General features: G+C 72.9%; 12 protein-coding genes. 9 read left to right on the top strand and 3 right to left on the bottom strand.

The window, feature by feature from the left end; genetic code table 11:
• Positions 1–114 precede the first annotated feature (114 nt).
• The 9 genes from FHU36_RS02525 to FHU36_RS02485 all read left to right on the top strand — a co-directional run bounded on the left by FHU36_RS02525 (position 115) and on the right by FHU36_RS02485 (position 8262).
• Positions 115–1407: a dicarboxylate/amino acid:cation symporter gene (locus FHU36_RS02525; RefSeq protein ID WP_185082188.1), complete on the top strand. Its 1293-nt coding sequence runs from the start codon at positions 115–117 to the stop codon at positions 1405–1407.
• A gap of 168 nt (positions 1408–1575) precedes the next feature.
• Positions 1576–3024: a serine/threonine-protein kinase gene (locus tag FHU36_RS02520; protein WP_185082187.1), complete on the top strand. Its 1449-nt coding sequence runs from the start codon at positions 1576–1578 to the stop codon at positions 3022–3024.
• Positions 3025–3082: 58 nt separating this feature from the next.
• A complete protein-coding gene (locus FHU36_RS02515) occupies positions 3083–4123 on the top strand; it encodes a M24 family metallopeptidase (protein WP_185082186.1) in 1041 nt (346 codons plus the stop codon).
• A 26-nt stretch (positions 4124–4149) separates the two neighbouring features.
• Entirely contained in the window at positions 4150–4710 is a 561-nt protein-coding gene (gene efp, locus FHU36_RS02510) for an elongation factor P (RefSeq protein ID WP_185082185.1), read from the top strand.
• A gap of 1 nt (position 4711) precedes the next feature.
• Entirely contained in the window at positions 4712–5122 is a 411-nt protein-coding gene (gene nusB, locus FHU36_RS02505) for a transcription antitermination factor NusB (protein WP_185082184.1), read from the top strand.
• A 95-nt stretch (positions 5123–5217) separates the two neighbouring features.
• Complete coding sequence (locus tag FHU36_RS02500; RefSeq protein WP_185082183.1) at positions 5218–5499, top strand: hypothetical protein; 282 nt, start codon at positions 5218–5220, stop codon at positions 5497–5499.
• A 132-nt stretch (positions 5500–5631) separates the two neighbouring features.
• On the top strand, positions 5632–6384 hold the full coding sequence (locus tag FHU36_RS02495; protein ID WP_185082182.1) for a methyltransferase domain-containing protein: 753 nt from the start codon (positions 5632–5634) through the stop codon (positions 6382–6384).
• A 39-nt stretch (positions 6385–6423) separates the two neighbouring features.
• Positions 6424–7665 (top strand): DNA polymerase IV, encoded by a 1242-nt coding sequence (locus tag FHU36_RS02490; RefSeq protein ID WP_185082181.1) that lies wholly within the window; start codon positions 6424–6426, stop codon positions 7663–7665.
• Between the two features lie 204 nt (positions 7666–7869).
• On the top strand, positions 7870–8262 hold the full coding sequence (locus FHU36_RS02485; protein ID WP_185082180.1) for an SCO2097 family morphological protein: 393 nt from the start codon (positions 7870–7872) through the stop codon (positions 8260–8262).
• A 322-nt stretch (positions 8263–8584) separates the two neighbouring features.
• On the opposite strand, the gene FHU36_RS02480 is transcribed toward FHU36_RS02485, so the two are convergent.
• The 3 genes from FHU36_RS02480 to FHU36_RS02470 are packed head-to-tail and all read right to left on the bottom strand — an operon-like array spanning position 8585 to position 13238.
• Entirely contained in the window at positions 8585–11008 is a 2424-nt protein-coding gene (locus tag FHU36_RS02480) for a transglutaminase TgpA family protein (protein ID WP_185082179.1), read from the bottom strand.
• Entirely contained in the window at positions 11005–12264 is a 1260-nt protein-coding gene (locus tag FHU36_RS02475; protein ID WP_185082178.1) for a DUF58 domain-containing protein, read from the bottom strand. The genes FHU36_RS02480 and FHU36_RS02475 overlap by 4 nt, the downstream gene beginning before the upstream one ends.
• Complete coding sequence (locus FHU36_RS02470; RefSeq protein ID WP_185082177.1) at positions 12261–13238, bottom strand: AAA family ATPase; 978 nt, start codon at positions 13236–13238, stop codon at positions 12261–12263. Before FHU36_RS02470 ends, FHU36_RS02475 begins: the two co-directional genes overlap by 4 nt.
• Positions 13239–13626 lie beyond the last annotated feature (388 nt).

Raw genomic sequence — 13626 nt, 5'->3', positions numbered from 1 at the left:
ACCTGTGCCGCGTGCTGGGGTCCCTCTGTCGCTGATCGCGCGCTGACGCGCCCGATCGCCCTCCCCGTCACCGCACGCCGAGTCGTGCCGTACCTCACGAAGGTTCTCTCTCCCGTGAAGAGATTCAGTTTCTCCCTGCAGTTGCTGCTGGGCCTCGCCGCCGGCGTGGCCCTCGGATTCGCCGCCCGGATCTGGGACGTGGCCTGGCTCACCGAGACCCTGACCCGGGTCGGCCAGATCTTCGTCCAGCTCCTCAAGCTCGCCGTGCCGCCGCTCGTCTTCACCGCCGTGCTGGTCAGCGTGGCCAACCTGAGCAACGTCAGCGGCGCCGCCCGGCTGGCCACCAAGACGCTGCTGTGGTTCCTCGGCACCGCCGCCCTCGCGGTGGCCATCGCCATCGGCATCGGCCTCCTCGTCGACCCCGGCCGCGGCGTCACGATCGACACCGGCGCGGCCAAGGCCGTCGACACCGAGGGTGCCGGAACCTGGCTCGACTTCGTCACCGGCATCCTGCCGACCAACGTCGTGACGGCCTTCACCGAGGTCAACGTCCTGCAGATCGTCTTCCTCGGCGCGGTGCTCGGCGCCGCGGCCCTCGCGGTGGGCGAGCCGGCCCGGCCGTTCCTCGACCTCGCCCGTTCCGTGCTGGAGCTGGTGCAGAAGGCGCTGTGGTGGGTCATCCGCCTCGCGCCCATCGGCACCGCCGGTCTCATCGGCAAGGCCGTGTCCACCTACGGCTGGGACCTGCTGGCGCCGCTCGCCAAGTTCAGCGTCGCCGTCTACGCCGGCTGCTTCGTCGTGCTGCTGGCGGTCTACCCGGCGCTGCTCGCGTTCTGGGGCAAGGTCAACCCGGTCACCTTCTACCGCAACGCCTGGCCGGCGATCGAGCTGGCGTTCGTCTCCCGGTCGTCGGTCGGCACGCTGCCGCTGACGCAGCGGGTCACGGTCGAGCGCAACGGCGTGGACCGCGACTACGCCTCCTTCGCCGTGCCGTTCGGCGCCACCACCAAGATGGACGGCTGCGCGTCGGTCTACCCGGCCCTGGCCGCGATCTTCGTCGCGCAGGTCTTCGGGGTGCCGCTCGGGGTGGGCGACTACCTGCTCATCGCCTTCGTCTCGGTCGTCGGCTCCGCCGCCACCGCCGGGCTGACGGGCGCGACCGTCATGCTCACGCTGACCCTGAGCACGCTCGGGCTGCCGCTGGAGGGCGTCGGCCTGCTGCTGGCCATCGACCCGATCCTCGACATGATCAGGACCGCGACGAACGTGGCGGGGCAGATGGTCGTCCCCGTGCTGGTGGCCCGCTCGGAGGGCCGCCTGGACGTGGCGACCTTCAACGCGCCGCCGCGCCCGCTGGACGGTGCGCGGGCCGCGACGCCGCGGGCGCCGGAGCCCGCGACGGCCTGACGGCCCGCCACCGGTGAGGACGGGGAGCGCCCGGCGCCCCCGTCCTCACGTGTGTTCGGCCATGCCGGGCGGCCGATGTGGGCATGCCGGGTGGTCCTGGGCCCTATGGTTGATCGAAATGCCGTTTCTGGAGTTATTGGCGGAGATATGTCGGACCAAGCGCCGTCCATGATCGCTGGCCGCTACCGGCTCGATGAGCGCATCGGCAGCGGGCCGATGGGAGAAGTGTGGCGGGGCTACGACACGCGGGCCGACTGGACCGTGGCCGTGCGGGTGCTCGGGGCCGGCGCCGCCCGCGACGTGCTGGAACGGCACGCCCAGGCCGTGGCCCGGGTCATCCACCCGAACGTCGCCATGGTGCTCGACGTGGGCGACCAGGACGGCACGCCGTACCTGGTGACCGAGTTCCTCACCGGGGAGAGCCTGGAGGAGGAGGCGGCCCGCGGCCCGCTGTCGATCGTGGAGGCGTGCGACCTGGTGGGACAGGCCGCCGCAGGGCTCGACGCGGCCCACCGGGCCGGGGTCGCGCACGGCGAGGTGGAGCCCGGCAGCTTCCGGCGGGCGGCCAGCGGCGTGCTGAAGGTCGTGGGATTCGGCCCGGCCGGCCGGCCGCCGTCGCCCGGCCGCATCGCCTACACCGCCCCCGAACGGCTGGCCGGGCGCGCCGCCGAGGCCCCCGCCGACATGTACGCGCTCGGGTGCGTCTGCTACGAACTGCTGTGCGGGCGGCCGCCGTTCCAGGGAACCCCCGAGGAGATCGCCGAGGGGCACCGGACCGCCGAGCCCGCGCCGCCCAGCAGGCACCGTCCGGAGGTCCCCGCCGAGCTGGACAGGCTGGTGCTCACCCTGCTCGCCAAGGACCCCGCCGCCCGCCCCTCCAGCGGGGAGTCGGTACGCCGCACCCTGGCCGCCATCGCCCGGCCCCGGCCGGCTCCCGGCCCGGTCCCCGGGGGCGCTTCAGGGGGCGCTGCAGGGGGCGCTGCCACGGCCCCCCAGGGCCCGGTGGCGGCCGTTCCCGTGACGGGTGCGAGGTTCCAGCAGGCCGGCCCGCCGCAAGCGCATCCGCGGGCCGGCGACACCGCCGTCTTCGACCTCCCACCGGACGACCCCAAGGCCGCCTCGAACCGGCGGCTGTTCCTGCAACTGGGCGCCGCCCTGGTGGTGATCGCGGCCGTGACCGTCGGCCTGGTGCTGTGGGGCGGGTCGCGCGACGAGCCGGTCGCCGCGCCCACGCCCTCCCCGGCCACCACGACGGCGCCCCCCGCCGAGCCCTCACCGTCGCCCTCGCCCTCGCCCACCCGCCTGGTCGAGACCACCGTGCCCCCGCCCAAGGCCACGCTCAGCGACTCCGTCCCGCGTGGCGGGTGGGCGACATGGCTGCGCGTGTTCGACGAGAACGTGACGGCCGCCGAGGGCATGGGCCAGATCGAGCCGAGGACGGCGGCCAAGGCCCACGACAAGATCAGGAAAGCCGCGCGCAAGTTCCTGGAGGGCAAGGAGGACGCGGGTCGCGACCAGATCCGCGACGTCCTGCGCGACCTGGAGAAGGGGCAGCGGAGGGGCGAGGTGCCCACCACCGGCCCGCTGGCCGACTTCATGCGGGACTGGCGCCTGTAGCTCCGCCGTCCGGTCCGGCCGCCGCCCGGCCCGGTGGGCGGGCGCGTACATTGGCGCCATGACCATCCTCCCCGAGCGGCGGGCCCGGCTGGCGGCGCTGCTGGCCGCCCACCACGTCGAGGCCCTGCTCGTCACCTCCCGCGTCAACGTGCGCTACCTCACCGGCCTGGACAGCTCCAACGCGGCCGTCCTGGTCAGGGCCGACGGCTCGGCGCTGCTGGCCACCGACAACCGCTACATCGACAAGACGCGTGCCCTCGGCCTGGAGGCCGTCGAGGCGTCCGACGTGGCCGCCCGGCTCGCCGTCCCCGGTGCCGGCATCGAGGCCGCGCACATGACCGTGGCGACGTTCCAGCGGCTGGGACAGGGGCTGGTGCCGCTGCCCCCGCTGGTGGAACGGCTGCGTGAGGTGAAGGACGACGAGGAGCTGGAGCACCTCCGCACCGCCTGCGCGATCGCCGACCAGGCGTTCGCCGATCTGGTCGGCCGGGGCGGCATCAGGCCCGGCGCGACCGAACGCGACGTCGCCCGCCTCCTGGAGTCGCGCATGGCCGAGCTGGGCGCCGACGGGCCCGCGTTCGACAGCATCGTCGCGGCGGGGGAGAACGGCGCAGTCCCGCACCACGCGCCCACCGCCAGGCCGTTGCGCGCCGGTGACCTGGTCACCCTCGACTTCGGCGCCCGCCATCGGGGCTACCACTCCGACATGACCCGCACCGTCAGCCTGGGCGAGCCCGCGGCCTGGCAGCGGGAGATCTACGACCTCGTCGCCACGGCCCAGCGCGCGGGCCGGGAGGCGCTCGCGCCGGGCGCCGAGGCCAAGGAGGTGGACGCCGCCGCGCGCTCCGTCATCGAGGCCGCCGGGCACGGCGACCACTTCCGGCACGGCCTCGGACACGGCGTCGGCCTGGAGATCCACGAAGACCCGTTCCTGGGCCCTTCGCGGACCGGTAAACTAGAGGATCGAGTTCCGATCACCGTCGAGCCGGGGGTCTATCTTCCCGGGCAGGGCGGGGTTCGCATCGAGGACACCCTCGTGACACGTGAGGGCGGGCCGGAACTCCTCACGAAGACGACCAAGGAGCTGCTCGTCCTTTAGAGCGGCCGCACGCGGGAGAGTATCGAGTGGCGACGACCAACGACCTCAAGAACGGCATAGTGCTGAGGCTCGACGGCGGTGAGCTGTGGGCCGTTGTGGAGTTCCAGCACGTCAAGCCGGGCAAGGGCGGCGCGTTCGTCCGCACCAAGCTCAAGAACGTGCTGTCCGGCAAAGTCGTCGACAAGACCTTCAACGCCGGCGTGAAGGTCGACGTGGCCAACGTCGACAAGCGCGAGATGCAGTATTCCTACCGTGACGGCGACGACTTCGTCTTCATGGACACCGAGACCTACGACATGGTCAACGTGCCCGCCGCCACCGTGGGCGACGCCGCCAACTACATGCTGGAGAACACTCTGGCCACCATCGCCTTCAACGAGGGCGCGGCGCTCTACGTCGACCTGCCGGCGGCCGTCGAGCTGACCATCGCGACCACCGAGCCGGGCCTGCAGGGCGACCGCTCCACCGGTGGCACCAAGCCCGCCACGCTGGAGACCGGCGCCGAGATCAAGGTGCCGCTGTTCATCACGACCGGTGAGCGGGTCAAGGTCGACACGCGCAGCGGCGAGTACCTCGGCCGGGCCTGAGGTGTCGGCCCGGGGCAAAGCACGCAGGCGCGCGCTCGACATCCTCTTCGAGTCCGAGCTCCGCGGCGAGGATCCGTTGCGGATCCTCGCCGAGCGCGTCGAGCGCAAGGAGCCGCCGGTCAACGAATACACCTCGGCCCTCGTCGAGGGCGTCGCCCGGCACCAGGCCCGCATCGACGAGCTGATCACCACCTACTCCGAGGGCTGGAGTCTCGACCGCATGCCGGCCGTCGACCGCAACCTCCTGCGCGGCGGCACCTACGAGCTGCTGTGGATGCCCGACGTGCCCGAGGGCGTCGTCATCAGCGAGTGGGTGCACCTGGCCGGCGAGCTGTCCACGGACGAGTCGCCGCAGTTCGTCAACGGGCTGCTGGCCCGCTTCAAGCAGCTCAAGCCCAGCCTGACGCTCTGAACGGGCGCGGGCGGCGGCAGCCACTCGCTTGACCTTGACGCGACGTCAACGTGTCTCAGGGGGACCGTCACCACTTCGGCCCCCAGGGAGACACCGTGCCGCTCAGGACGGCCCGTGCCGTCCTCTCCGTCGTGCCACCCCTCGAACTCCTGCTCCTCGTCGTGCTCGCTGCCGGCGTGCCGCTGCCTGCCCCGATGCCGGTGGCGGCCGAGGCGGCGGCGGCCACCGTGCTCACGCTGGAGCTGCTGGTCGCCCGTCGGCTGTTCCGAGCCGGACGGCGAGGCGGTGCCGGACGGCGCGCGGCGCTGTCGGCGACGGTCGCCCACCTGGTGCCCCCGCTGGTGCGCCGCCGGCCCGCCGGACGTCGGCCTCGATGATCACCTCCTCATCCTCGCCCGCCGGCGGCCCGCGCGGCAACCGGGGCGCGGGCACCCCTCGGCAGACGTGGGGGAGGCCCCGACGGCGTAGGCTGGGGCGCGTTCGAGGAGCAAGAAGGAGGCGAGCCCACGTTGCGTGCTGAAGGCGTCACGAGGACCCCGGCGGTGCGGACCGCCGTCGTCTGGGACGCGCTGCTGGCCCAGCTGACCGAGCTGGCCGCGGCCACCGGGCGTGACCGGCTCGACATCGTCGACGCCGGCGGCGGCACCGGAGGGTTCGCCGTGCCGCTGGCCGAGCGGGGCCACACCGTCACCGTGGTCGACCCGAGCCCCGACTCGCTGGCCGCGCTGGAGCGCCGCGCCAAGGAGAAGGGCGTGAGCGTGCGCGCGCTGCAGGGCGACGCCGCCGACCTCGCCGAGCTGCTCGACGGCGACAGCGCCGACCTGGTGCTCTGCCACAGCGTGCTGGAGTACGTCGAGGACCCGATCAGCGCGATGACCGCCGTCGCCGGGCTGCTGCGCCGGGGCGGCGCGGTGAGCGTGCTCGCCGCCAACCCCGTCGCCAGCGCCATCCACCGCGCGCTCGCCGGCCACTTCGACGAGGCCAGGACCGCCCTGACCGACCCCAGGGGCACCTGGGGCGACCGCGACCCCACCCCGCGCCGCTACACCGCCGAGACCCTCGCCGAGCTGCTGGGGGCGACCGGCTTCGCGGTGGGCGCCGTCCACGGCGTGCGGGTCTTCGCCGACCTGGTGCCCAGCCGGCTGGTCGACGGCGAGCCCGGCGCGGCCGAGGCGCTGGTGGCGCTGGAGAAGGCCGCCGCCGCCCACCCGGTGCTGCGCGACGTCGCGACCCAGCTGCACGTCTTCGGCCACCGAGACTGACTCCTGCCATAGAACGCGTGTTCGGATAGAATCGACGACGTGTCCCGCAAGCAGATCACAGGCATCGGCCCCGCTCCGCGGACCGGGGTCGATGACAGCGGCTGCCCGATCCTCCACGTCGACATGGACGCCTTCTTCGCCAGCGTCGAGCTGCTCGACCGGCCGGAGCTGAGGGGCCGGCCGATGATCGTGGGCTCGCCGGCGGGGCGCGGCGTGGTGCTCAGCGCCACCTACGAGGCCAGGGCCTACGGTGTGCACTCGGCGATGCCCATGTCCCGGGCGCGCCGGCTGTGCCCGCAGGCGGCCGTCATCCCGCCCAGCCACGGCAAGTACGCCGAGGTCTCCCGGGGCGTGATGGAGATCTTCCACGCGATCACGCCGCTGGTCGAGCCGATCGCCTCCGACGAGGCGTTCCTCGACGTGGGCGGCGCCCGGCGCCGGCTCGGCCCGGCCGGCGCGATCGCCGCGCTGATCAGGGCGCAGGTGCTCGATCGCTTCGGCATCACCTGTTCGGTGGGGGTGGCGAGCAGCAAATTCGTGGCAAAGCTCGCCTCCAAGCAGTGCAAGCCCGACGGCCTGCTGGTGGTGCCCGCCGACGAGGTCGTGGCCTTCCTGCACCCGCTGCCCGTCTCGGCGCTGTGGGGCGTCGGCGAGCGCACCGAGCAGGCCCTGGTGCGCCTCGGCATCCGCACCGTGGGCGACCTGGCCAGGGTCCCGCCCGCGACCCTCCAGCGCGAGCTGGGGCAGGCCGTGGGCACCCACCTGGCCGCGCTGGCCTGGGGGCGCGACGAGCGGCCGGTGACCGCCCACGCCCCCGACAAGAGCATCGGCAACGAGGAGACGTTCGCCGTCGACGTCGACGACCCCGAGGTGATCAGGCGCGAGTTGCTGCGCCTGTCGGAAAAGGTGGCCGCCAGGCTGCGTAAAGGCGGCCACGTGGGCAGGACGGTGAGTGTGAAGCTCCGCCGTGCCGACTTCTCCACCATCACCAGGTCGCGCACCCTCAAGGAGCCGACCGACGTCGCCCAGGAGATCTACGCCACCGCCTGCGGGCTGTTCGAGGCGGCCGGGCTGGAGCGGGTGCGGTTGCGCCTCGTCGGCGTCAGGATGGAAAACCTGCGTGCCGCCGACTCGGCGTCACATCAGCTCGCTCTCGGTGAGCGCGAGACGGGATGGCGGGAGGCCGAACGCGCCATGGACAAGGCCATCCGGAGATTCGGGCCCGATGCGGTGCTCCCGGCGTCGCTTGTACGCGGCAGACTTGATGAAATGGAGGCATGACGCGGATGTCGCGACTTGGGGGGAGTGGTGCGGTGATGCCCCACAATGGAGCCATGACGTCACCTCCGGTTTGGTCTGCGTTGGACGTTTGCTTTCGCCTACGTCTACAGCCTCGTATTCTGGGGATAACCGACCGCGAGGTTCGGACACCCCGTGTCGTCCGTTGCCGTCTTCCCCGTCCTGGGGCTGTCCTTGGGAGGCGCCGTGCCGCTCTCTGAGCACGAGCAGCGCTTGCTCGACCAGATCGAGCAGGCCCTCTACGCCGAGGACCCGAAGTGGGCCAACACCGTAAGGATCAGTGACCCACGCAGCCATTACAAGCGTCGCCTGATCAAGGCCTCCATCGGCTTTGCTCTCGGCGTCGTCCTGCTGATGGTCGGCGTGGTGATCAACCTGATTCCGCTCGGCGTCGGCGGTTTCGTGGTCATGCTCGCCGCGTGTCTGTGGGGCCTGTCCAGCTGGAAACGTATGAACGGGTTCGGTGACTCGTCCCCGGCCCCCGGGGCGCCCCCTGCGGGCAAGCAGGTACGCCGTCAGCGCGGCAGCTTCATGGAGCGGATGGAAGAGCGCTGGCGCCGTCGGCACGACGAGCGCTGACCACACCACTCCGGACGGCCCGGCCGGCTTCCTCGGACGCCGGCCACCCGGGCCCGACCGGCCGCCCGGCTCAGCCGGTCGCCCCACCCGGGCGCCGGCCCGGCCATTCGGACGGCCGAGCTGCCCGGACGAGTCCCGCCCCGACGGCAGGCCGATCTGATCGCCCTTTGATCCACCCCGACGCCCGCCTCCGCCGGCGCCTTGCCGGCCGCCCCAGACGCCGCCCCTGCGACGCGGCGGCACCCACCGGAACCGACGGCACCTGACGAACGACCGTGCGGCCGCCCCCGACGGGGACGGCCGCACGATGGCGTTCGGCGCCTCACGATCCTTTCGGGGCCGCCGTCCGGCGCAGCCGCAGGTTCTCCAGCCGGTCGAAACCGTCCAGCAGCCGCTCACCCACGAGCCGTATCCTGCGCAACGTCGACGCGGGCAGCAGCACCGCCCGCACCCGCCTCCCGCGCGACACCGTCGCCGCCAGAGCCTGCCGCACCGTGCGCAGGTCCTTGCGCATCGGCCCGATCTCGCCCGGATCCCGCGCGAACAGCGACCGCTCCACCGCCGAGGCGATCTTCGCCAGGGCCGTCGCCGCCTCGGGGCCCAGCTCGTACTGCTGGGCCAGCCGCCGTGCCAGCGCCCGCGGCGTCTCGCTGGTGTGACGGGCCATCCCGTAGTCGACCAGCACGTCGTCCAGCTCCGCCCACGCGGCGCCCACGGGCGGCCGGGACGTGCCGCCACCGGCCCGGGCGGACGTCTGACCGGACTCCCTGCCGAGGGCCCGGACCCGCCGGCCCCGGGTCGCCAGCCGCAGCCCGGCCGGCACGAGCAGAAGCAGCAGGAGCACGCCGGCCCCGATGCCGACCTTGCCGGCCGCCGGCATCGAGTCGTCCGGCGGCAGCCCGCCGGTCGCCAGGCTCGCCTCGCGGTCCAGCTCGCGCGGGTTGACCCGGGCCTGCGGATCCACCGGCTCGTCGGCGGAGTTGCTGGTCGCCCCCGGCGTCGGGGTCGAGGAGTCGCCCTCGACCGGGTCGAGCGGCGGCACCGTGTACGCCGGGACGCGGGCGCTGCCCTGGCCCAGCGAACCGGCCGGGGTCGGCTCGAACGGCAGCCAGCCCACGCCCTCGAAGTACAGCTCGGGCCAGGAGTGGGAGTCGTTCGTCCCCACCATCCACCGGTCGGCGATCTTCGTGCCGCCCGTGTAGCCGATCACCACCCGCGACGGGATGCCCGCGATCCTGGCCAGCACCGCCATCGACGCCGCGAACTGCTCGCAGTAACCCGCCCGGCTGCGCAGCAGGAAGTCCTTCAGCGCGTTGTTGCCGTGGCCCTGCGTCTTGAGGCTGTAGGTGAAGTTGCCGGTCTTGGTGAAGAACTCCTGCAGCTTCACCGCCGCGTCGTAGGTGGTGTCCGCGTCGGCCGTGATCCGGGAGGCCAGCTCCTCGATCTCCGGGGGCAGGTCGTCGGGCAGCCTGAGGAAGCGCGGGTCTGCCCCGCTCCTGCTCTGCGGCAGCGACTCCAGCAGCTCGCCGGTGGCGGCGGGCTCGCTCGTGGCGACCTCGTACTCCAGCCCGGCGGCCTCGTCACGGGTGGAGAAGACCATCAGCGTGTCCACGTCCGCGCGCCAGTCGCCGTCGACGCGGACCTGCCGCGGCGGGTACGGCAACGGCAGGAACGACAGCTTGGCGATCTCCTCGCTGATCTGGATGTTGGTCACCACGTTGCCGACCTTGACCTCGCCGCCCAGCCCCGGAGGCTGCGGCAGCGGGCCGTTGTCGGTGCGGTTGTCCGGCGAGCCCTTCGGCTCGGTCATGCCGAACTGCTCGCCGTCGAACGTGTCGAGCGCGTAGATCCGCAGGTAGCGCGGCTGGTCGTCGCTGTTGGTGTAGGTCAGCACGGTCCGCCGCTCGGGCAGCTCCAGCTGGCCCTTCAGGTTGGCGATCGGGTTGGGGATGCTGATCGAGTTGCCCGTGCCCGACCCCCGGCCGCCCACGCCGAACGTGAAGAACGACACCGGCTCCATCGCGGGCAGCGCGGCCGGCAGCAGCACGGCCAGCGCGATCGCGGCGAACCCGATGCGCTTGCCCGACAGGCGCAGCCCCCGGGTGTCCATCGCCGGGCGCGAGCCGCCCGGCCGGTCGGGGGTGGCGGCCATCCGGGTCCGGCGCACCAGCACGGCCCGGCCCCAGTGGCCCAGCCGCTCGCGGCCGTCGGCGACCAGCAGGCCGGTGAAGCCGAGCGCGGCGATGATGAACGCCGGCCAGCTGATCGGCTCGGCCAGGATCGTGGCCGGCACCGTGGCCAGCGCCAGCATCGGCAGCCCGGCCAGCGCCGCCCGCCGCAGCCGCACGGCGAACAGGTCCACCAGGACCGCGATGAGCCCCACACCGCCCGCGGTCAGCAGCGAGATGCCCTCGTTGGCCGGCACCGGGGCGGCGAACCGCTGGATGTCGGTCCAGGCCGCCGCCACCAGCCGCGCCAGCTCCACCACCGACCCCTTGGTCGGCACGACGTACGCCCACGCCTCCTGCGAGGCGTACGAGGCGGTCAGGTAGACCCACAGGGCGACCAGCGCGACCGGCGGCGCCGCCCAGGCGGGCAGCGACAGACGGCCGGACAGCAGGCTCGCCGCCAGCACCGCGAGCACCGCCCCCGCCGACCCCCAGAACCACGAGGCCGCGTCGAAGAGCGCGTAGAGCAGGATGGCCGCGGACATCGTGGCCGCCGCGGCGGCGACGGACAGTCTCATGCCGCCCCTCCCTGGCCGAGTGCGTACCTGCCGCGGTTGGCGGCGTCCTGCCACACCGAGGCGATGGACGTGCCGGCGGGCAGACGCACGATGCGCCAGCCATAGCCGGCGAGCACGCCCTGCACCGCCCGGTAGTCGTCCGACGCGCCGGGCTCGGCGCCGTCCCACGTCTCCACGTCGAGCAGCACGGCCACCCCGGTGATGCCGGTGTGCCGCACCCGGGCCAGTTCCCTGGCCTCCTCCGGGTCGAGCGCCCCGAGGACCGCCACGACGAGGCCGTCGCCGCCGCCCTGACGCAGCGCCGCGACGCCGATCTCCAGCGAGCGGGCGGGGCTGTGACGGATGACGGACAGCGTGTCGAGCAGCGAGTGGCTCGCCCCCGTGTCCGTCAGGTGCTCGGAGCCCTGGTCGGTGACCAGGCGCAGGCCGAGCCCCTCGCGCGAGAGATGCACGCCGATCGACGCCGCCGCCGAGACGCCCACCTCGAACGACGAGCGCGGGCCCTCGCCCCGGTGCGCGTGCCGGCGGGTGTCCAGCAGCAGAGCGCCGCGGCTCTGCCACTGCTGCTCCTCGCGCCGCACCATCAGCTCGCCGCGCCGGGCGGTCGAGCGCCAGTGCACCCGGCGCAGGTCGTCGCCCTGCCGGTACTCGCGCGGCGCCACGTCGTCGTCGCCCGCCGCGGCCACGCTGCGGGTGCGGCTGTCGCCGCCGCCCGTCCACTCACCCGACAGCCGTACGTGGGGCAGCGCCACCACCTGCGGCGTCACCACGAGGGTGTCGCTGATCGTGAACGACCGGGTCAGCTCCACCAGCCCGAACGGGTCGGCGATGCGCACCGACAGCGGGCCGATCGTGAAGCGGCCCCGCAGGTCGGAGCGGACCCGGTAGTCGATCTCGCGGATGCCCCGAGGCTCCACCCGGTCCAGCACGAACCGGGGTCGCACGCCCAGCGCGTACGGCACGGTGTCCTCGATGAGCAGCAGACCGGTCGGCAGCCGGGTGACGTTCTCCAGGCGCAGGGTCACGGTGGCCTCCCCGCCCACCTCGCTCCTGGCCGGGTCGAGCCGACGGGCGCAGCTCAGCCGGTAGCGGGTGCGCGCCACGACCATCGCCGCCAGCAGCGGCAGCGCCGTCACGAGCACGCCGATCCTGAACAGGTCGTTCTCTCCCAGCAGCAGCGCCATCAGCAGCGCCGCGATCCCGGAGGCCAGGAACGACCTGCCCCGGGAGGTGAGCGCCCGAAGCCCGTCCCTCACGACGCCCGCGTCTCCGGGACGGGCACGCGCCTGAGCAGGTCGGTCACCACCTGCTCGGGCAGGCGGCGCTGCCCCTGCGCCTCGACGCTCGGCAGCAGCCGGTGGGCGAGCACGGGCACCGCCAGGTCCTGCAGGTCGTCGGGGATGACGTAGTCGCGCCCGGACAGCGCCGCGTGCGCCCTGGCCGCGCGGACGAGTTGCAGCGTCGAGCGCGGGGAGGCGCCCAGCCGCAGGTCGGGGGAGTGGCGGGTGGCGACCACCAGGTCGATGGCGTACTTCTTGACCGGCTGCGCGACGTAGACGCCGCGTACCGCCTCGATGAGCGCGCGCACCTCTGCGGTCGTCGCCACCGGCTGCAGCTTGTCCAGGGGGGAGGCGCCGCCGTGGACGTCCAGCATCTCCAGTTCGGCGGACGGCTCCGGGTAGCCCATCGCGACGCGCGCGGTGAAGCGGTCGCGCTGCGCCTCGGGGAGGGGGTAGGTGCCCTCCATCTCGATGGGGTTCTGGGTGGCGATGACCATGAAGGGCATGTCGAGCTGGTACGTCACGCCGTCGACGGTGACCTGGTGCTCCTCCATGCACTCCAGCAGCGCCGACTGGGTCTTGGGGGAGGCACGGTTGATCTCGTCGCCCACCACGATGTTCGCGAACACCGGCCCGGGCTTGAACTCGAACTCCCGCGTCTGCTGGTTGTAGGCGCTGACCCCGGTGATGTCGCTGGGCAGCAGGTCGGGCGTGAACTGCACCCTGCGGACCGGGCAGTCGATGGACCGTGCGAGCGCCTTGGCGAGCATGGTCTTGCCGACCCCGGGTACGTCCTCGATCAACAGGTGGCCCTCGGCGAGCAATACGGTGAGGGTGAGACGCACGGCGTCGCTCTTGCCCTCGACCACAGACTCGACCGCCTCGCGGATCCGGTGTGCGGTGGAGACCAGCTCGTCGAGCCGGTGAGGGACGTCATGGGTAACTGCCACCAGGCCTCCATGAGAGAAGTGCTACGGGTGTCCCGGCGGCGTGGGTGCCATTGCGGGAGCCATGCCTTTCCTTTTCCATTGTCTGTACGACCCTACGACGCTGCGGGTTCTTGGGCGACTTTTGAGGATTTCCCACAGAATCTGGTCAGTGTCCGGTTCTTGTGGCGTACGCGTGCCGATGCGGTCACACACCCCGCTTCGTCCGCTCCACCTTCCTCCACCCGCGCCGCCCGCCGCCGGATCCGGCGGCCTCCGCGATCCTCGACACGCCCGTGACCGCCCGCGTGCCCCTCCGCGCCCCCCTCTCCGCTCCACCGCTCTGACCTGCGAAAACGTTCGCCGAACAGGCGGCGACATGCTGTTGAATTAGTTGACGGTGGGGAGAAGT

This window comes from Nonomuraea muscovyensis (assembly GCF_014207745.1).
Taxonomy (GTDB): Bacteria; Actinomycetota; Actinomycetes; order Streptosporangiales; family Streptosporangiaceae; genus Nonomuraea; species Nonomuraea muscovyensis.
The sequence above is the reverse complement of the archived record's forward strand: the minus strand, read 5'-3'. Positions and strand labels throughout refer to the sequence as shown.